This window comes from Streptomyces sp. NBC_00286, from assembly GCF_036173125.1.
GTDB lineage: Bacteria > Actinomycetota > Actinomycetes > Streptomycetales > Streptomycetaceae > Streptomyces.
Window position 1 is genome coordinate 7,353,231 of the sequence record NZ_CP108054.1, and the last position, 18,908, is coordinate 7,372,138.

18 protein-coding genes and 1 tRNA gene are annotated in these 18,908 nt (G+C 70.2%); 7 read left to right on the top strand and 12 right to left on the bottom strand.

Translation table 11 applies throughout. The features are described 5' to 3' along the window. Positions 1 to 55: 55 nt before the first annotated feature. Both OHT21_RS33315 and OHT21_RS33320 read right to left on the bottom strand, forming a co-directional pair. Positions 56 to 1,510 carry a hypothetical protein gene (locus OHT21_RS33315; protein ID WP_328771971.1) on the bottom strand — a complete coding sequence of 485 codons (1,455 nt, stop codon included), beginning with the start codon at positions 1,508 to 1,510 and terminating at the stop codon, positions 56 to 58. 74 nt (positions 1,511 to 1,584) lie between these two features. Then, the gene (locus tag OHT21_RS33320; RefSeq protein ID WP_328771972.1) at positions 1,585 to 2,352 is read right to left on the bottom strand and encodes a DUF4097 family beta strand repeat-containing protein; all 768 of its coding nucleotides are present in this window, start codon (positions 2,350 to 2,352) and stop codon (positions 1,585 to 1,587) included. 231 nt (positions 2,353 to 2,583) lie between these two features. Between OHT21_RS33320 and OHT21_RS33325 the strand changes: the two genes are divergently transcribed. Next, a tRNA-Val gene (locus OHT21_RS33325) sits at positions 2,584 to 2,655 on the top strand. A gap of 85 nt (positions 2,656 to 2,740) precedes the next feature. Here the strand turns inward: OHT21_RS33325 and OHT21_RS44815 are convergent. After that, positions 2,741 to 3,169 carry a GntR family transcriptional regulator gene (locus OHT21_RS44815; protein ID WP_443050465.1) on the bottom strand — a complete coding sequence of 143 codons (429 nt, stop codon included), beginning with the start codon at positions 3,167 to 3,169 and terminating at the stop codon, positions 2,741 to 2,743. Positions 3,170 to 3,370: 201 nt separating this feature from the next. On the opposite strand from OHT21_RS44815, the gene OHT21_RS33330 reads away from it, so the two are divergent. After that, positions 3,371 to 4,762 (top strand): Tat pathway signal sequence domain protein, encoded by a 1,392-nt coding sequence (locus tag OHT21_RS33330; RefSeq protein ID WP_328771973.1) that lies wholly within the window; start codon positions 3,371 to 3,373, stop codon positions 4,760 to 4,762. 86 nt (positions 4,763 to 4,848) lie between these two features. Here OHT21_RS33330 and OHT21_RS33335 read toward each other — a convergent pair whose 3' ends face one another. Further along, on the bottom strand, positions 4,849 to 5,196 hold the full coding sequence (locus OHT21_RS33335; protein ID WP_328771974.1) for a hypothetical protein: 348 nt from the start codon (positions 5,194 to 5,196) through the stop codon (positions 4,849 to 4,851). A gap of 137 nt (positions 5,197 to 5,333) precedes the next feature. Between OHT21_RS33335 and OHT21_RS33340 the strand changes: the two genes are divergently transcribed. Continuing rightward, entirely contained in the window at positions 5,334 to 5,906 is a 573-nt protein-coding gene (locus OHT21_RS33340) for a GNAT family N-acetyltransferase (RefSeq protein WP_328771975.1), read from the top strand. 46 nt (positions 5,907 to 5,952) lie between these two features. Beyond that, on the top strand, positions 5,953 to 6,438 hold the full coding sequence (locus tag OHT21_RS33345; RefSeq protein WP_328771976.1) for an SRPBCC family protein: 486 nt from the start codon (positions 5,953 to 5,955) through the stop codon (positions 6,436 to 6,438). Positions 6,439 to 6,496: 58 nt separating this feature from the next. Here the strand turns inward: OHT21_RS33345 and OHT21_RS33350 are convergent, their stop codons facing one another. Next, positions 6,497 to 7,222, bottom strand: a complete 726-nt coding sequence (locus OHT21_RS33350) for a cation transporter (protein WP_328771977.1) — start codon at positions 7,220 to 7,222, stop codon at positions 6,497 to 6,499. 1 nt (position 7,223) lies between these two features. Next, positions 7,224 to 7,562, bottom strand: a complete 339-nt coding sequence (locus OHT21_RS33355; RefSeq protein ID WP_328774314.1) for an ArsR/SmtB family transcription factor — start codon at positions 7,560 to 7,562, stop codon at positions 7,224 to 7,226. A 216-nt stretch (positions 7,563 to 7,778) separates the two neighbouring features. On the opposite strand from OHT21_RS33355, the gene OHT21_RS33360 reads away from it, so the two are divergent. Continuing rightward, positions 7,779 to 8,135: a YciI family protein gene (locus tag OHT21_RS33360; RefSeq protein ID WP_328771978.1), complete on the top strand. Its 357-nt coding sequence runs from the start codon at positions 7,779 to 7,781 to the stop codon at positions 8,133 to 8,135. 89 nt (positions 8,136 to 8,224) lie between these two features. Next, positions 8,225 to 8,458, top strand: a complete 234-nt coding sequence (locus OHT21_RS33365) for a DUF2277 domain-containing protein (RefSeq protein WP_328771979.1) — start codon at positions 8,225 to 8,227, stop codon at positions 8,456 to 8,458. Positions 8,459 to 8,605: 147 nt separating this feature from the next. Here OHT21_RS33365 and OHT21_RS33370 read toward each other — a convergent pair whose 3' ends face one another. The 5 genes from OHT21_RS33370 to OHT21_RS33390 form a co-directional block, all read right to left on the bottom strand. Next, a complete protein-coding gene (locus tag OHT21_RS33370) occupies positions 8,606 to 9,229 on the bottom strand; it encodes a DedA family protein (protein WP_328771980.1) in 624 nt (207 codons plus the stop codon). A gap of 318 nt (positions 9,230 to 9,547) precedes the next feature. After that, entirely contained in the window at positions 9,548 to 10,000 is a 453-nt protein-coding gene (locus tag OHT21_RS33375; RefSeq protein WP_328771981.1) for a DoxX family protein, read from the bottom strand. An 85-nt stretch (positions 10,001 to 10,085) separates the two neighbouring features. After that, positions 10,086 to 12,035 carry an FAD/NAD(P)-binding protein gene (locus OHT21_RS33380; RefSeq protein WP_328771982.1) on the bottom strand — a complete coding sequence of 650 codons (1,950 nt, stop codon included), beginning with the start codon at positions 12,033 to 12,035 and terminating at the stop codon, positions 10,086 to 10,088. A gap of 191 nt (positions 12,036 to 12,226) precedes the next feature. After that, positions 12,227 to 13,960, bottom strand: a complete 1,734-nt coding sequence (locus OHT21_RS33385) for an alkaline phosphatase D family protein (RefSeq protein WP_328771983.1) — start codon at positions 13,958 to 13,960, stop codon at positions 12,227 to 12,229. A gap of 99 nt (positions 13,961 to 14,059) precedes the next feature. After that, positions 14,060 to 14,704, bottom strand: coding sequence for an HNH endonuclease family protein (locus tag OHT21_RS33390; RefSeq protein ID WP_328771984.1), 645 nt, complete (start codon positions 14,702 to 14,704; stop codon positions 14,060 to 14,062). A 379-nt stretch (positions 14,705 to 15,083) separates the two neighbouring features. Here OHT21_RS33390 and OHT21_RS33395 point away from each other — a divergent pair, with 379 nt between their 5' ends. Next, positions 15,084 to 15,764, top strand: coding sequence for an HAD-IA family hydrolase (locus tag OHT21_RS33395; protein ID WP_328771985.1), 681 nt, complete (start codon positions 15,084 to 15,086; stop codon positions 15,762 to 15,764). Between the two features lie 543 nt (positions 15,765 to 16,307). Here the strand turns inward: OHT21_RS33395 and OHT21_RS33400 are convergent. Next, entirely contained in the window at positions 16,308 to 18,389 is a 2,082-nt protein-coding gene (locus tag OHT21_RS33400) for an MDR family MFS transporter (RefSeq protein WP_328771986.1), read from the bottom strand. Between the last annotated feature and the right edge of the window lie 519 nt (positions 18,390 to 18,908).

Consider the following 18,908-nt stretch of genomic DNA (forward strand, 5'->3'; position numbering starts at 1 on the left):
GCGGGCGCGGCAGCCGCCGGGAGGGGCCGCGCACTTCCGCGCACTTCCGTGCGCTTCAGGCCGAGTGGCCCCGCTCCTCGCGGATCTGGGCCACCACCCGGGACACCGTCCGCCGTACGGCTTCCGTCTCGGTCAGGAAGTGCCAGTAGTCGGGGTGCCGCCCCTCCAGGGTGGCGACGGCCCGCTCAAGGCGGGCCACCGAGTCGTCGAGGGGGCGGGCGTGACGCGGGTCGGGGGTGTGACGGCCTGCCATCGCCAGTCGCTGGGCGTCGCGGATCGCGAAGCGTGTGCGGTCGATCTCGCGCTGGGGGTCCTTCTGCACCTCGTTCAGCCGCCGCAGGCGGTCGCCGGCCGCGGAGACGGCCTCGTCGGTCGTGTTCAGCAGCGCCCGCACCGTGGACAGCAGCGCCGTCGCGTCCGCCCAGCGCTGCTCGTCGCGCGCGGCCTTGGCCTCCGTCAGCTTCGCCTCGGCCTGCCGTACGGTCTCGGCGGCCTGGTCCGGTACGTGCTGAAGGTCCTGCCAGCAGGCGGCCGTGAAGCGGCGCCGCAACTCGCTCAGCACGGGATCCACCTGCCCGGAGCGGGTGGTCAGAGCCTGGGCGCGGGTCCGTAGCGAGACCAGGCGGCGGTCGATCTCGGCGGCCCGTTCCGGCAGGCGCTCGGCCTCCGTGCGTACCGCCTCGGCGTCGCGGGCGACCCGGTCGGCGCGCTCCAGTGTCTCCGGGACGCCGTGCTGCCCGGCGCCCTGATTCAGCTTGGTCAGCTCGGGGCCGAGGGCGGCGAGACGGGCGGCCAGGTCGTCGGCCTTGAGGCCTGAGCCCCGTACGGCATCCAGGGCGTTCGAGGCGGCGAGCAGGGCCTGGCGGGCGCGTTCGACGGCGGGGGCGAGCCGGGCCAGCTGGGTCTCGGCCTTGCCGAGCAGCGGGCCGAGCCCGTCGGTGAAACGGTCCAGCTCCTGCTTGACGCGGGACAGCTCGTCCTTGGCCTTGGTCAGCTCCGTACGCGCGCGGGCCGCGACGGAGGCCTCCAGGTCGTCGCGGTCGAGGTCGTGGGCGTCGACCGCGTTGATGTACGTATGGCTGACCTCGTCGATACGACGACCCAGCGCGTCGAAGTCGGCGACCGCGCGCCGGGCGGCGGGGGAGTCGTCGACGGCCGTGATGGTCTCGATCGAGATGCGCAGATCGCGCTGCGCGGTGTCGAGTTCGTAGAAGGCGGCCGCGGCGGCGTCCTTGGCCGCCTGCGCCTCGGCCCGCTGGCTCTCGGAACGGCCGCCGAACCACCGCCGCGTCCCGCCGCCGGTGAACGCGGCGGGGAGCGTCAGCGCGAGCAGCGGAAGCGGAAGGAGGACCAGGGTCAACAGGTCACGGGCGGCGCCCCCGCGCCTCGTACCCCTGTCGGCCCTCCCGGACTTCCCGGCCCTCGTTGCCCTCAAATTGGCACGGTTGCGAGGTAGTTGCTGTGCCCATGGCACAAACGGCGTGTACGGCTGTGAAGGTGTCGCCGTCACATCCCTCTCCCGTGCTGTGGTCCACCCTGCCCGGTGTCATTCTCCCACCAGGTAGGGACGAACACACGGCCCGGTTAGTTCGCCGTACGCACCGTGACTTTCCCGTCCCGTGTCTCGGCGGACACCTCGTGCGCGCTGCGCTCGTCGCGGGGCACGGACACATCGACGCTTCCGTCGCCGGTCTTGGCCTTCACCCGGTACGTCGCCTCCGCGGGCAGTTCGATCGTGACGGAGCCGTCCTGGCTGCTCGAGGCGACCCGGTCCGGCACGGCGGCGAGGCCGAGCCGCACGGAACCGTCCTGGGTGTGGACGTCCACGCGCCGGGAGCCGACGTCGGTCGCGGTGACCGAACCGTCGCCGGTGTGCAGGGTCAGCGGCCCGCTGGAGTCCTCGACGCGTACGGAACCGTCGCCCGTGCGGACGTTCAGGGCCTCCTTGAAACCGCTCGCCCGTACGCTGCCGTCCCCGTCCTTCACGGTGACCGCGATGCCGCGCGGCACCTCGATCCGGTGTTTGGCCGAGCAGCCGGCGACCACGCCCGAGCACTTCATCCGCAGCGTGAGCCTGTCGTCCTCCATCGCCCAGGTCACCTTGGGGTCCCCGCCGACGACGACGCTGCCCTGGAACCACCGGGTGACCTTCACCTCGTCGACATCGGCGGCGACCAGTTCGAGTGCGGAGTCGTCGGAGTCGACGGTCAGCGTCCTGCCCTCGAGCGCGAACGAACGGTGCTCGGGTTCCTTGTCGTCTCCCGCGTCGGCGCCGCACCCGGCGGCAAAGAGGGTGACGGCGGCGACGGCCGCGCTGGCCACGACTGCGGAACGGCGGATACGTACGGTCATGACGGGCTCCCCCTGGTGTCGGGCGCCCCGGCCGCGGACTTCGTGGACCTACGGCTGCTTGGGACGCTCTTCGACCGTACGGAGCGGGGGCCCTTGGCGGGATCCGGCCCGCTCCCGGATCCCGGGTGGGGTAATCCCCCGCATCGCCGGGATCGGCACCCGATACGTCACGTCGCCCGATACGTGTTTGCCGGGCACTGCCCCTGGCAAGGTAGGCTGTCGACTCATCCCGGGTGCGTAGCTCAGGGGTAGAGCGCCTGCCTTACAAGCAGGATGTCGGCGGTTCGAAACCGTCCGCGCCCACGTGTATGACCAGCCAGGATGCCCATCGGGCAGCCTGGCTGGTTCTTTGTGTGCCTGGTTCTGTATGTGCGTCGTGTCGAAGGCGTCAGGCCTCTGCGCGGCCTCGTTGCGCGAGCTGCGCTTCCACTGCCTCAAGTCGCGCCAGAATCTCCGCGCAATGGCTCTCAAGTTGCACCAGTCGTCGGCCAAGTTCGCTGGCCGGCATCAGTCCGTCCGCTTCGGGGCCGGGGTCCAGGAAGTACGTATCCAAGTACTCGTCGTGAAGGTGTAGGCGTTCCGCGCGCCTGAGGTGGGCAATTGCTTCTCGCACCTCTGCTGGGGTCGCCCTGTACAGCTTTTGGAGCTCAGCTTCCGAAGGGAGGATGTCTCCGCACGTGTACCGGCCGTCCCTCAAGCCTTCCTTTACATGCCGCATCAGGGCAAGGACGCTTGATGTCGATTCGTCGTCCGCGGTACGCCCCGGAAGCTGCACCGGCAGAACGTCCGGTGGCTTCGGGAACTTCCTTTCCGGCATATCTGGTGGCCTTTCGTCCGTAGAAGCAACAGTCCCAGCCGGAGTCTCTCGCGTACGCGCCCCAACGGGCACCCATGTCAAGGACGTTGACCTGCCCCGCACGTGCCAGCACAATGAGCGCGCACCGCTTGAGAGCGCTCTCAAGCCCGGCACGCCCCCGCGCTCGAACCGTCCTGATCCGTACGTTTCCCAGGGAGAACCATGACCGGCAGACAAACTCCGGCGTTCAGTCGTCGAACGCTCATCGGCGCCGGACTCGGTGTCGGAACCGCGGTGTTCGCCTCGGTCGGCTCCGGTGCGGCGCACGCCGCCGGAGGCTTGGGTGGTGGGAGTGCGGCCTCCCGGCGTCGGGGGCACGGCTTTCTCGCCGCCGCCATGGACGCGTACCCGGAGCACGGGAGCATTCGCCTGACCCAGAGCTACGCCGACCAGGCGGGTCTGTTCAGCACGGCGTTCACGTACGACAACGCTCTTACGATCCTGGCTCATCTCGCGGTGGGTACCGGCGACGGGCGGGCCAGAGCCGTGGCGCTCGGCGACGCATTGCTCTATGCCCAGGCCCATGATCCGGCGTACGACGACGGTCGGCTGCGTCAGGCCTACAACGTCGGGCCGTACACCTTCTTCGACGGTTCGCCGCAGCCGGACGGCTTTGTGCGGGCGGACGGCACCGCCAACGTCGGCACGCAGTTCGGGTTCACGGGGACGGCGGTGGGTGACATGGCCTGGGCGGGCATCGCGCTGACTGCCCTTGCCCGCCGGACGGGGGCGCGCCGCTTCCTCGACGGGGCGGTGCGGATCGGTGCGTGGATCGAGCGGAACGGCCGTACCGACGAGCCTCTCGGCGGCTACAAGTTCGGGGTCAACGGGGCGAACGAGAAGCTGCCGTTCACCTCGACCGAGCACAACACCGACCTGGTCTGCCTCTTCGGACGGCTCGCCCGGCTCACCGGGGACCGGGTGTGGCTGGAGCGGCGGGCGAGGGCCGAAGCCTTCGTCAAGAAGATGTGGGAGCCGTCCGGCGGCTTCTTCTACACCGGCACCAACGACGGCGTCACGGTCAACAAGTCCCCGATCCCCGAGGACACCCAGACTTGGACCCATCTCGCCCTCGACGCCCGCAAGTACTCCCGCTCGCTGGACTGGGCAGCGGCCGAGCTGGCCGTCCTCGACCACGCCGACCGGCGGAACAGCACGGTGCCCGCGGGCCAGTCGTACGAGGGCGTCTCCTTCAGCTCCGCGAGCCTCGTGGCGAACGAGGACGCTCCGATCGCCGAGTTCCAGCCCAAGCCCGACAGGAACGGCGTGTGGTTCGAGGGGACCGCCCACCTCGCGCTCGCCCTGCGGGACCGGCACGCCCCGGGTGACGAGGCGCGCGCCCGCCGTCTGATCGCCTCGATCGAACAGGCCCAGGAGCTGCTCGGCACCGGCCAGACCTTCGGCGACAAGGCGCTGCCCGAACGCTCCGGAGTCGTCTCGGCGAGCAGCCCGCTCGACACCGGATTCAGCTTCGGCTACTACCCGTACCGGCACGCGGGGGCGACCGCCTGGTACCTGCTGGCCGCGACGCGTACGAATCCCCTGCGGGCCTGAACGCGCACCAACCCCTTGCGAGCCTGAAAGCGCAGCCGCTCGCCGCACCTCGACGACCCTTGCCTCACGAGGGCCTCACGAGGGCCTCACGAGGACGGCGCCTCCCCCTCCGACTCCCGTACGTGCTTCAGGCGCATCCTCGCGTCCACCCGCTCCGGCCCCGTGACCTCGGCCCAGAAGCGGTGGCAGGTCACGAAGACGGCCAGTTCGCGCTCGCGCTGGCGGAGCTTCTCCACCTCGGCTTGTTCGTCGGCATTCCAGCCGGGCGAGGCGGGCAGCTCCACCTTGCGCCAGCCGTGGGCGTCGCTGATGCCCTCAATGGGCTCGACCGACCAGGGGAGCCGCTTCAGCAGGGCCAGCAGCTCGGCCCGGACCTGATGCAGCTCCTCCTGACCGGCCAGGAGGTCACTCGGAAAGTCATAGGTCTCAGCCACGCGCCAATGCTACGCCTGTTCGAATTTGGGATGCGAGTTCCTTGGGGGACTTCACACGTACGGGTGCGGTCGGGTGCGAGTCCCCGCCGTCGAGGACTGAGCGGCGGCGCCCCGCGTGCCGTGGCATCGTGGGTTCCATGGCCATCGAGGTTCGCCCGGCGTCGGTCTTCAAGGATGTACGTGCTGTGGTCGGGCCCAAGTCGCCCACGGCTACCGTCTGTTGGTGTCTGAGCTATCGGATCCCGTCCAAGCTCAACAACGAGCTTCGAGGGCCGGCCCGCGGTGAGTACGTCGCCGAGTTGTGCCGCGCCGATCCGCCTCCGGGCGTGCTCGCCTACGACGGTGACGAGCCGGTCGGCTGGGCCGCCGTGGCGCCGCGCGCGGACACGTCCTTCGCGCGCAACCGCAAGATCCCGCACGTCGACGACCTGCCGGTGTGGTCGCTGTGGTGCATCCGCGTACGCCCCGGTCACCGGAAGCAGGGGATCTCGCACGCCCTCATCGCCGGCGCGGTCGAGTTCGCGCGCGCCCATGGAGCGCCGGTGATCGAGGCGTACCCGCTCGACAACGGTGAAGCCAAGGTCGACCTGACGATGGCGTACGCCGGAATCCGCAAGAACTTCGAACGCGCCGGGTTCGTCCACGCCGCCGACACCACCTCCGTGCTGGCCGGCCATCCACGGATCCTGATGCGGCTCGACCTGCGCTGACGAGTTCCCAACCCTCTGGAGAACGACCCACGGAAGGACCCGACAGATGACCGTCACCAGCGTGGACAAGGACCTCGACCACCTGACCCTCACCCTGATCGCCGACTTCTCCGCACCCGTGGAGCGGGTGTGGCAGCTGTGGGCCGACCCGCGGCAGCTGGAGCGCTGGTGGGGTCCGCCGACCTATCCGGCGACCGTGGAGCAGCACGACCTCAGCCCCGGCGGGGACGTCAGTTACTTCATGACCAGCCCGGAGGGCGAGCGGCACCACGGCTGGTGGCGTGTCACCTCGGTCGATTCGCCTACGTCCCTGGAGTTCACCGACGGCTTCGCCGACCAGGAAGGCAAGCCGATCCCCGACCAGCCGACCAGCAATGTGCGGGTGCGGCTCACCGAGCGCGAGGGCGGCACCCGGATGGAGATGCGCTCGACCTTCGACTCCCGGGAACAGATGGAGCAGTTGGTGAACATGGGCGCGGTCGAGGGTCTGCAGGAGGCGGTCGGCCAGATCGACGGCATCCTCGCCGGCTGACGATGCCTCGTCGTCGGTTGACTGCGGCTCGTCGGTTGTCGACGGGCCGATTCCGTCGTCAGGAGCAGCAGGCCTTGCCGGGCCCGCAGCCGCACCCGTCCGCCTCGGCGTTGGCGTCGGCCTCGGTTGGGTGCGCCGCCGCGGTGACGGGGGCAGCGCAGCAGCCCTTGCCCTGCCAGGCGTCGCGTCCCTCCCTTACCGCGATGGCGGCGATGACGAGGGCGGCGATCGGGTCCGCCCAGGACCAGCCGAGCGTGGCGTTGAGGACCAGGCCGAGCAGGAGGACGGCGGAGAGGTAGGTGCACAGCAGGGTCTGCTTGGAGTCGGCGACCGCGCTGGCGGAACCCAGTTCGCGGCCCGCGCGGCGCTGGGCGGCCGACAGGAAGGGCATGACCGCCAGGGAAAGGGCGGCGATCACGATGCCGGGTATGGAGCGTTCCGCCTCGCCGGTGCCGACCAGTGCGCGGACGGCGTCGATGGTGACGTAGAGGGCGAGGGCGAAGAAGGAGACGGCGATGATCCGCAGCGTCGTCCGCTCCCGCGCTTCGCGCAGGGCGTGGTCGCGGGCGGAGAACTGCCAGGCGACGGCGGCCGCGGAAGAGACCTCGATGACCGAGTCGAGGCCGAAACCGATCAGTGCGGTGGAGGAGGCGAGGGTGCCGGCGGTGAGGGCGGCGATCGCCTCGATCACGTTGTAGATGATCGTCGCCGCGACCAGGAACCGTATGCGCTTCGCCAGCGCGTCACGGCGGGTCGGGGTGGGACCGAGGGATATCGCGGTCATCTCAGCAGCAGTCCTTTGCCTCTGCGTCCGGGCAGGTACGGTCGGTCTCCACGGCGACGACGGCGGTGCGCAGGTCGTCGAGTGCATGGCCGAGACGTTCGTCGGCGAGTTCGTAGCGAGCGCGGCGGCCTTCGGGGACTGCGACGACCAGTCCGCAGTCGCGCAGGCAGGTCAGATGGTTCGACAGGCGCGTACGGGAGATGCCCAGGGCCTCGGCGAGCTCGGACGGGTAGGCGGGAGCATCGCGCAGCGCCAGCAGGAGGCGGCAGCGGATCGGGTCGGCGAGCGCGCGGCCGAAGCGGGCCAGCACCTCGATGTCGGAAGCAAGAGCAACGTTCAGCACACCCACGAACGTACAGGAAATCCTGGATTCAGCAAATCGTGGACAGTTGGCCAAGGGCTGTGGCTGTGCCTGCTTTTACTCATGTCGCGCGGGCTTCGGAAAAAATCTCCGGGCAGTTGTCGATTCCGCCGTCGCCCGCTCGACGCAGAGGTGAGAGGCGGGGAGAAGCCCCGCCCTCGTCGCCAAGGCGACCAAGATGACCGAGGAGTCACCATGCCGCGATTTCTGACGCTGGTTCGTGTCGAGGAGAACGACGTTCCTGTCGAGGGGATGGGTCCGGAGTTCGGGGAGCGTATGGGAGCGCTGCTCGAGGAGATCACCAAGGCCGGGGTCATGCTGGACACGGCCGGACTGCACCCGACGTCCGAGGGCACCCGGATCACCTGGACCGGCGGCAAGTTCAGCCAGGTCGACGGCCCGTTCACCGAGACCAAGGAAGTGATCGGCGGCTACTCCATCACTCAGTGCAAGGACAAGGCCGAGGCCATGGAGTGGGCCAAGCGCTTCCTCGAGATCCACCCGGCGGAGTTTACGGTCACGGTCGAGGTCCGCGAGATCGCCGAGGGCTGAGCGACTCGGGCCGGTAGCGGCAGTACGCCTCCACAGGCGTACTGCCGCTACCGCCCCCACGATCCCCAGTCACGCGCGAGACTGGACCCATGTGCCGAAGCATCAAGACTCTCCGCCCGCCCGTACTCCCCGAAGAGGCCACCGAGGACGACATCCGGGCCGCCGCTCTTCAATACGTCCGCAAGGTGTCCGGCTTCCGGGCCCCTGCCGCCCACAACCGTGAGGTGTTCGACCGGGCGGTCGACGCGATCACGGAGGCGACGGCCGAGCTGCTGGACGGGCTCGAGGTCCGGGGCCAGACGGCTGCACGCCGGGCCGGCTGAGTCCGTACCCAGCCCATACGCAACCCGTACGCACCCCGGACGGGCCCCGAACGCACTCCGGACTGGCCCCGTACGCACCCCGGACTGGCCCCGTACGCACCCCGGACTGGCCCCGTACGCAGCCCGCAGGGGCCGACCGCGTACGCCTCAGACCCCCGTGCCCGTGCCCGTCTCCGCCACCGGACGCCGTATCAAGTACGCCGCCCCCGCCCCCGCCCCGAACAGCGCGAGCAGCGAAACGCCTGTGGCGAGCCATGTCGTGCCCAGCAGATGGCCGCCGAAGTAGCCGAGAGCGACGCTGTACGCGGCCCAGGCCAGGGCCGCGAGGATCGACCAGGGCAGGAACTCGCGGACGCGGCGGTGGGCGGCGCCCGCGCCGAGGGAGACGAGTGAGCGGCCCGCGGGCGCGAAGCGGGCGACGACGACCAGGGCGCCGCCGCCGCGTGCGAGGGCCGCGCCGAGACGTTCCTGCGCGCCGGTCAGGCGGCGGGAACGGGCGAGGGCCCGGTCCAGACGCTCGCCGCCGCGCCGGGCAAGCCGGTACGCGATCAGGTCGCCGAGGACCGAGGCGGTGGCCGCGGTGAGCGTCAGCGGCAAGAGGTCCGGTACGTGCCCGGTCGCCGCGCCGGAGCCGGCCGCGGCCGCAGTCGCCGCCGCGATGACGAGGACCCCGCTCGGCAGCACCGGCACGAACACGTCGAACAGCACGGACAAGGCCACCACGGCGTAGATCCATGGACTGCCCGTCAGCAGCCCCACACTCTCAAGCACCCGAACTCCCTGTGTCTCCCCCGTAGCCCGAACCTGGCCGAGAGCCGCGATGTCGCGGGGGAGCGGCAGGTGCGGCCTGTGACAGCCATACAGCGTACGCGGGGGATGGGACGGGAGATCCACAGGGGGCACGTGTGATCGCTACACCACGTTCACCCGGCCGCCACGGTGCCGTTCAGAGGGCCGCAAGATACGACACGGGAGGAGCCGCCCGATACGACGACGGCGCCCGCCCCCGGTGCGACAGGGGCGGGCGCCGTTTTCGTACGCCTTGCGTATCTCGTACGACTTGCGTGCTGCGGTGCGCCGGTTCGGGCGTCAGGCCGCGATGGGCTCCGAGCTGCGCTGGTCCGCCGTGGACGACGTGCTGCCTCGCGCGAAGAGCCGGTCGAGGCCGAGCGCGCCCGAGCCGGTGAAGACGAGCAGGAACATCGACCAGCAGAACATGGCCGCGCCCTCACCCTGGTTCTCGATCGGGAAGAGCGCCTGCGGCTGGTGGACCTTGAAGTACGCGTAGGCCATGGCGCCCGAGGCGATGAACGCCGCGAACCGGGTGCCGAGGCCGAGCAGAACCAGGCTGCCGCCGACGAGCTCGATGACGGCCGCGTACCCGTTCGGCCAGGCGGTCGGCTCCACGGTGCCGCCCTTGCCGTCGGCGCCGCCGAACTCGCCGAAGAGCGACATGACGCCGTGGCAGGTGAAGAGCAGACCGATGACGATGCGGAACAGGCCGATGGCGTACGGCTGGGCGCTGTTTAGGCGTCCGGTCATGATGGGGGAACTCCTTCGGTCTGGTGCGGTCATGGGGGGACCGCATGGGGACGTAAACCGAGCGAGTGATCGACGGTAGGCTAGCTCAATCGATTGTTGCAAGTTCAACATTCGGCCGATTTTCGGCCCCGTCTTCCGGCGTCGCCGCAGTTGAGGCAGCCCGCAGCAGCGCTCGCGCCACGGAGTCCGTGTCGGAGAGTGTGACTGAGTCCACCCCTGGCCTGACCCCCGCCGCCGTCACCCAGTGCACGCCCTCCGTGGGCACGCCGAGCGCGAACCGCCGCGGATGCGCGTGCCCTCCGCGGTCGATCAGACGGTACGGGCGCGGTGTTACGTCCAGCCCTCCGGTTTCGTAACCGTCCACCGTGTGCGGCCGGCACTGCCCCGTCTTCAGCAGCCGGGCGAGCAAGTCGTCGGCGGTGCGCCGCAGTTCCGGTTCCGGCAGCCGCGCCTCGACGAGGGTGGTCGCCCGGACCGTGGAGCCGGGCACGTCGGGGGAGTACGCCACCCACGCCCCGTCCTCTTCCCGCACTTCCAGACGCGGGCCGAGCACCTCCAGGACGCCCGCCTCGATCAGCGCGATCATCTCCTCGATACGACGCCGGGGCGGCCCGATCGACAGGAACGCGTTGAGCGGCGTGTACCAGCGGTCCAGGTGTTCCCGCCGTGAGGTGCCCGCGAGCCCGCCGTGGTCGACGATCAGCCGCACCTCGTTGCGCAGGTCGCGCAGCACGTCGAGGGCCGCCTTGAGAGGACCGTCGACATTGCCGAGCGCCGCCTGCTCGGCGTCCTCGCGCAGATACCCGAGCAGCCAACTCCGGAAGTCCTGCGGGTTGTTGAAGGCCTGTCCCGCGTACGGGCGCGAAATGCGGTCCCAGGACCAGCGGTCGGCCTCCGCGATGCCGAACTCACCGAGGAGCAGGGCCTCTTGGGGGTCGCGGTGGGGAATGGCGAGAAAACGCTCACGGAAGTCCCGTACGGTCGCCGCCTCACCCCGTGGGGCCATGACGCTTTGCCCCAACAGCGCCTCGTAGTAGACCGTTTCGACCTCCTTCGCGACCAACGGCCATATCTCCGCGAGGAAGTCGGGCGCGTAACCGTTGTCCGCGCGCTTGCGGAAGGCGGAGATGACGTCCGGGGTGAGGACGAGCGGGAGGTGACGGCCGTACGGGCCCTTCGCATTGTCGCCGCGGGCCTGGTACGGGATGCCGCGCCGGGAACCCGCGTACAGGCGTGGCTCGAGGCCCGACGGGACGTAACGCAGGACGCCTTGCGGCGCCCGGAGGAAGCGGCCGCCGCGGGCCGTCGTCAACAGGGCCATGTGGTCGAAGAAGTTGAGGCCAAGGCCGCGCAGCAGGACGGGCTCGCCGGGGGCGAGCGGGGAGAGGTCGACATCGGCCGGGTTGGCGGGCGGGATGTGGCGCAGGCCGCGGCGGTCGGCGTACTCGGCGAGGCGTTGCTGCGTCCGGTCGGCGACCGTCGGCAGGTGGCCCTGGGCGAGGACCACGGCGGCGAGGTCGTGCAGGGTGCGGCCGTTGTCGAGTACGAGTCGCTGGTGGCCGTCGGGTGCGTCGTCGAGCCGTATCGCACGGGCCTGGTGCGTCTCGACGCGGACCGACGGCGGTGCCCCGCGTACGACCTCGGCGAAGACCCACTCCAGGTACTGGCCGTACTGGGCGCGGGTCGGGTACTCGTCCGGGTCCAGCTTGCCGCCGGCCCAGTCGTGCAGGCTCGGGCCCGGGCGGATGGGGCCCGAGCAGTCCACGCTGTCGTCGGTGAAGAGGGTCACCTGGCAGGACACGGTGTTCATCAGCAGCTCGGCCGGCTGGTCGGTCCGCCAGACGCGCCCCGGACCGGGCGGCGAGGGGTCGATGACGTGGACGGTCAGGCGCGCCCCGGGCGCCAGGAGTTCGGGCGCGGAGGCGCAGAGGCGTTCCAGGACGCTGGTGCCGCGCGGGCCTGCGCCGACCAAGGCGACGGAGACCTCTGCGGACGACTCGGCGCTCGCCGGCGGTTCCGCGGTCGCTGCAGACAAAACTGTGACTCCCGGGCATCTGGGGCGCTATGCGGCAAACCGCCCGCTGGAAGCGGACGGTCCGCATCATCATGCCGTCGCAGGGCACGGGAGCCGAGCACTTGAGTGGATCCTCGGCACCCGGTGTGGGATGCCTCACGAGCATCAGGGGCAACAGGCGCGATAGCCGGGCAACGTACGCCGAGGATGAGTTATGGGGTGAGCTCGGACTCGACGACCGTCCGCAGCCGGGCGCCGCCGCCCTTCTCCTCCCGCGCCTGGTCGAGCCGCAATTGGGCCGAGCGTCCGCGCAGGATCAGCGTCATCAACTGGTTGCCGAACCAGGGGCCGCCCGTTCTGCGCCAGTCGATCGGCGGGTTCGGGACGCCGCCGTGCCCGGCGAAGCGGCGGCCGAGGGCCCGGCCCACTCTGCTCCAGCCGAAGTGGAAGCCGAGTTTGATGGACATCGGGATGGAGTTGTGGACGGGGGAACAGGTCAGTTGCAGCACGCGTGCGTCGGGCCCGGACTCGCCCTGAGGCCACGAGGGTTCGGCGATGTAGGCGTGATGCACATCCCCGGACAGCACGCACACCGTCGCGGGCGCCTCGGGCCCCGACCCGACCTCGGCGACGAGCGAGGCCAGCGCGTCGAACGACGCCGGAAACGCCGACCAGTGCTCCAGATCGGCCCGCCGCCGCAGATCCTCCCCGAACCGCGCCCACCGCTCCCCACGCTCCCCCCGGCACAAGGCGGCGTTCCACGCCTCGGCATCGTGCACGAGATGAGGGAGCAGCCAGGGCAGGGACGTACCGAGGAGGAGATGGTCGTAGGGGGCGGCGGGGGAGTCCGCAGGGGGAGTGGCCGTCCCGTTCGCTCCGCTCGGCACGGGTGCCGGGGTTGGGGTTGGGGCCGGGGCACCCCGCCCCTCCAGCACCTGCTCCCGCAGCCACGCAAGCTCGCCCGGCGCGAGCATCGCCCGCTCCTTCTCGTCGAGAACGCGGGCCGCCCGCGTATCGATCACCAGCAGGCGTACGCGGCCGAAGTCGCGGCGGTAGCTCCAGCGGACCGAGGCGGGGTTCGCGTCGGCCTCGGCGGCGAAGGTGCGGAGTACGTCCGTGCCGTCCGGGATGGCGCGGACGGCGGCGTACAGGGGGTCGGTTGCGAGGTGTTCGGGCGGGAGATTGCCGAGGTGCTGGTGGACCCAGTACGACATCAGGCCGCTCAGCAGGCGCTCCTGCCACCAGGGCGTGGCCCGCATGTCGGCGAGCCAGGAGGCGCTGGTGTTCCAGTCGTCGATGACGTCATGGTCGTCGAAGATCATACAACTGGGCACCGTGGACAGCAGCCAGCGGACCTCGGGGTCGAGCCACGATTCGTAGTAGAGGCGGGTGTACTCCTCGTAGTCCGCGACCTCGTTGCCCGGCGGATCCTTGAGATCGCGGCGGGCCGCCAGCCAGCGACGGGTGGCTTTGGAGGTCTCGTCCGCGTACACCTGGTCGCCCAACAGCAGCAGTACATCCGGCCGTTCGGCCCCCGGATCCGAGGCGAGGCGTGCGGCCAGCGTGTCCAGCGCGTCCGGGCCCACCGGGTCCTTCTCGTCGGCGGGCGCAGCGGCCCAGCGACAGGAACCGAAGGCCACCCGCACCGTCGCGTGGTCGTCGTCGGCCGGGGCGTGGATGACCGAGGGCGGGAACGAGGAGCCGGGCAGCGGCCACACGGTCGTACCGTCGAGGCGCACCTCGTACGCGGTCGACGTGCCCGGTGTCAGCCCGGTCACCGGGATCAGGGCGTAGTGGTGCCCCGCGACCTGAAAGGTGCGGGTCTCGCCGCCGGCGCCGTCCGCGCAGCGCACCTCGGCGGTGCACGGACGGCTCGCCTCGACCCAGACGGTCGCGGACGAGCCGTCGACGTACCTCAGCAGTGGTCCCAGCCGCAGCCTCGCCACGTGATCACCCTCCTCCGTCGCCCCGTACGGTACGGAACGACGGAGGTCAGTGGGGAGGTTCCGGTGACCACATGTTGAACTGCGGACGTCTGGCGCAGGTCAGCAGCCGTTGAGCACGGACGTCAGCTTGCTCTTCTCCGCGGAGTCGACGGAGAGGTCGTAGTAGTACTTCACCTGAACCCAGGCGCGTACGTACGTGCAGGAGTACGAGCTGATCGACGGCATCCACTCCGCCGGGTCCTTGTCGCCCTTCGCCTGGTTCACGTTGTCCGTGACCGCGATGAGCTGCGGGCGGGTCAGGTCGTTGGCGAAGGACTGGCGTCGCGAGGTGGTCCAGCCGTCGGCGCCGGAGTCCCAGGCCTCGGCGAGCGGGACGAGGTGGTCGATGTCGACGTCGGAGGCGGCGCGCCAGGTGGCGCCGTCGTAGACGGAGTACCAACTGCCGCTGGTCGCGGCGCAGCTGGAGTCCTGCTGGACGTTGGAGCCGTCGCGTTTCAGGACGACCTCACGGGTGTTGCAGGCGCCGGACTGGGTGATCCAGTGCGGGAAGAGGTCGCGGTCGTAGCCGGTGCGGTCCTCGTTGGCCACGGTGAGCTGGGAGAGGTAGGAGCGGGCGGTGGCGGCGCTCACGGGGGTGGGCAGAGCTGCGGAGGCGGTCGGACCGTTGAAAAGCCCGACCATGGCTATCAATCCGCCGGCGGCGGCGAGTATGCTGAGCCGTCGACGCGCGTAGACCTTCGGCATGCGAACTCCCTTAGGGGGGTGGGAAGTTGACGGTGCGTGCGAATGCTTGCGGTGCCGCGTTTCGGGGAGATGTGCGCCGGGTGAGAATTTAATGTCGTGGCCATGACATAACAAGGGCTACGGGGCTGGGGGCGGCGGAGCTTTGGCCTCGTGCGTGCCTTTGTTGGGCTTTTGGGCCGGCCTTTGTTACGCGAAGTTCTGTGGAATCGGGTCCGCTGAGTGGTGGCGGGATTGCCCTTCGGTTTTGTACCGTGGAGGAACAAAGTGGCTCCCGCCCGCTTTCCCTGACCGGTGGGCGGGGCCACCTTGTCCTTGGGCCGCCATGCCCTGAGGGCACATTGCCCCGGCGACCCCGGCCCCCTCTCCTACGTTTTGGAGCATGCCGATGACGGCCACGACCGTGCTGACCGCCCGTGCCCTGCTGTTGGACATGGACGGCACCCTCGTCAACTCCGATGCCGTCGTCGAACGCGTCTGGCATCGATGGGCCGAGCGGCACGGGCTGGACGGCGACGAGGTCATGAAGGTCGTCCACGGCCGGCAAGGGCACGCGTCGATGGCCCAGCTGCTGCCTCATCGGCCCATGGAGAAGAACCTCGCGGACAACGAACGCATGCTGGCCGAGGAGACGGCCGACATGGAGGGCGTCGTCGCGATTCCCGGCGCCCCGGAATTCCTCGCTTCCCTGCGGGAGTTGGGGTTGCCGCATGCGCTGGTGACCTCCGCGGACGTGCCACTGTCGACCGCGCGGATGGCCGCCGCCGGGCTACCGCTGCCCGACGTCCGGATCACCGCCGAGTCGGTCGGGGCGAGCAAGCCGGATCCTGAAGGGTTCTTGAAGGGTGCGGCCGAGTTGGGCGTCGCGCCCGCGGAGTGTTTGGTGTTCGAGGACTCGGGGGCGGGGATCGCGGCGGGGCGCGCTGCGGGGATGCGGGTTGTGGGGGTCGGGGCTCGGGCCGGGGCTCATCGGCCGGATGTGGTGGTGCGGGACCTTTCGCAGGTGCGGGTTTCGGCTGCGGGGGACGGGACGATTCGGGTGAGCGTCGCTCCTGGCGGTTGAGTGGGGCTGGTACCGGGAGGGTGGGTCGGTTTGCGGGCGACTGCGGGCCCGTCGTGGCTGGTCGCGCAGTTCCCCGCGCCCCTGAAGAGCCTGCGACCGCCCGCACCCTGAAGAGCCAGCGAACCGAAAAAGCCCGCACCCCGGAAGGGGCTCGCGCCCTCGTACCAGCCCGCGCGGGAAGCCCGGACCCCCGACTACCCGCAGCTTCCCGCCGGCGGGAGGGGACGTGGGCCGGTGCGTCCTATGCCCGTCGCTTAGCTTCGGTCTGGGCACACCAGCACCCTGTGTCAGCACGGGGTCGTATGCCCTGTTGGCGACGGGCTGACGCACCGGACCGCGGCCCCGCACCCACCACGCACCCAAGGGGCGCGGGGAACTGCGCGACCAGCCACACTCAACCCGCAGCCGCCCAACCGCCGGAGGCACCCCGCACGGCTGCGCGACCAGCCACACTCAACCCGCAGCCGCCCAACCGCCGGAGGCACCCCGCGGGGATGCGCGAGCAATCACAACGCACCGTCAGTCGACAACGAACCCAACCGCTCAACCGCCGGAGGCAACCCGTGGGCGTTCCGCCACCGAGCCGCACATCTCCGCACTCAGCTCCCTGACGAGCTGGGCCAAATCCGTAGGCCGGTCCGGGGTCCACCAGTCGCCCAGCAGCTCGGCGAGGGACTCCTCGCGGGCCGCGGCGAGTTGGGCGGCGACCTCGCGGCCCTCGGTGGTGAGGACGAGGTCGAGGCCCTCGCGGACAGCGAGGTGGCGTTCCTCGACCTGGCGGGCCGCCTCCATGATGACGTCCAGCGGGACGGCGCTGCGTTCGGCGAGAACCCCCGGCTCGGCCCAGCCGTAGCGCCGGATGCGCAGCAGGAGCCAGCTCGCCGCGGGCAGCAGGTCGTAACCGGCGCGAGCGGTGATCTTCTCGTAGATCGCGCGCCGCCCCTCGCGCGTGCCGAGCACGGACAGCGCCCGGCACACCTCGTCGTACGAGGACCGCTCCACCGGATTGCTGGCCAGCGTCTCCGTGGCGTCGGGGACCGTCACCGAGCCCCGCAGCTTGTCCTCGCGCAGGAACCAGGCCAGTACGAAGCCGAGAACGGCGACGGGAGCCGCGTACAGGAAGACGTCCGTGATGGCCGAAGCGTACGACTGCACGGCCGACAGGCGCAGGGCGGAAGGGAGTTCGGCGATGCCGCGCGGGTCGCTCTCGAGCGAGTCGGGGCCGATACCGGGCGGCAGCTGACGGCCGCCGAGCGCGGCCGTCAGCTCGTCGGCGAGGCGGCTCGCGAAGATCGTGCCGAAGATGGCTACGCCGAACGCGGCGCCGATGGAGCGGAAGAAGGTGGCGCCGGAGGTGGCGACGCCAAGATCCTCGTACGAGACGGCGTTCTGCACGATCAGCACCAGGACCTGCATGACGAGTCCGAGGCCGAGGCCGAACACGGCGAAGTACGCGCTCATTTCGCCGGTGGAGCTGTTCTCGTCGAGCTGATGGAGCAGCAGCAGGCCGAGCGTGGTGACGCCCGTACCCGCGATCGGGAACACCTTCCAGCGGCCGGTCCGGCTGACGATCTGGCCGGACACCGTGGAGGCGAGCAGCAGACCGGCCACCATCGGCAGCATGTGCACGCCGGACATTGTGGGCGAGACGCCCTGGACGACCTGGAGGAACGTCGGCAGGTACGTCATCGCGCCGAACATCGCGAAGCCCACGATCAGGCTGATCGCGGCGGAGAGGGTGAAGGTGCGGATACGGAAGAGCTTCAGGGGGAGTACGGGCTCGGCGGCCCTCCGTTCGACGGACACGAAGGCCACGGCCAGTACGACGGCCAGCACCGCGAGGCCGATGATCTGCGGCGAGGCCCAGCCCCAGGTGGTGCCGCCGAGCGAGGCGACGAGGACGAGGCAGGCGGCGACGGACGCGATCAGGAACGTACCGAGGTAGTCGATCGTGTGCCGCGTGGTCCGGACGGGGATGCGCAGGACGGTGGCGATGACGGCGAGCGCGACCACGCCGACCGGGAGGTTGACGTAGAAGACCCAGCGCCAGCTCAGATGCTCGGTGAACAGGCCGCCGAGCAGCGGGCCGAGCACACTGGTCGCGCCGAAGACGGCTCCGAACAGGCCCTGGTACTTGCCCCGTTCGCGCGGTGGGACGAGATCGCCGACGATCGCCATCGACAGCACCATCAACCCGCCGCCGCCGAGGCCCTGGAGCGCCCGGAAGCCGATCAACTGGGGCATGTTCTGCGCCATTCCGCAGAGTGCCGAGCCGATGAGAAAGATCACAATCGCTGTCTGGAACAGTTTCTTGCGTCCGTACTGGTCACCGAGCTTGCCCCAGAGCGGGGTGGCGGCGGTGGCCGCGAGCAGATACGCCGTTACCACCCAGGACAGATGGTCCAGGCCGCCGAGTTCGCTGACGATGGTCGGCAGCGCGGTCGACACGATCGTCTGGTCCAGCGCCGCGAGCAGCATGCCCAGCAATAGGGCGCCGATCGAGACGAGGACGCCACCTCGTACGTACTCCTGACCGGGAGCGCCGCGTGAGTGGTCGCGGGGCGGTGGCGGGTGAGCCCCGTCCGCCGTCTCGTGGGCGTTCGTACGGTGCGCTTCCTCGGCCATGCAGACCTCCCGGCCGCGAGGGGCCCTCGGGTCCCCGTCGTCCTTGCATTCTGGTCGGTGTGACCGGTTATGGCCCGTTGAATCCACAGAGGAGTTCGAGATTCTGGTGGTAGCTGGGAGATGGTGTGGAGGCGGTCTGCATAATCGCTGAAGTTCGTTTTGGGGAGTGATCCATACGTGAGTGGCCGGAGTGTGCACGTCTGCCCGGAATGCGGGACACCGCGCGAGCCGGGAGGCGCGCCCTCGTGCGCATGCGCTCAGCGGGCGGCGGACGAACTCCTGGAAACCCGCTACGCGGAGGCTGCCGCAGCGGAGGATTTCGATCCGCTGCGCATCCGGCCGTACGTGGATCTGGAGGCGGTTGAGTACGAGGTCGACCTGGAGAAGGGGCCGGGGGTTTCGGGGGTGGACCCGGGTGTCTTGGGTTCGGACTCGGGTTCCTTAGGTTCGGACTCGGGTTCCTTGGGTTCGGACTCGGGTTCCTTAGGTTCGGGGTCGGGCGTCTCAGGAGTGGACTCG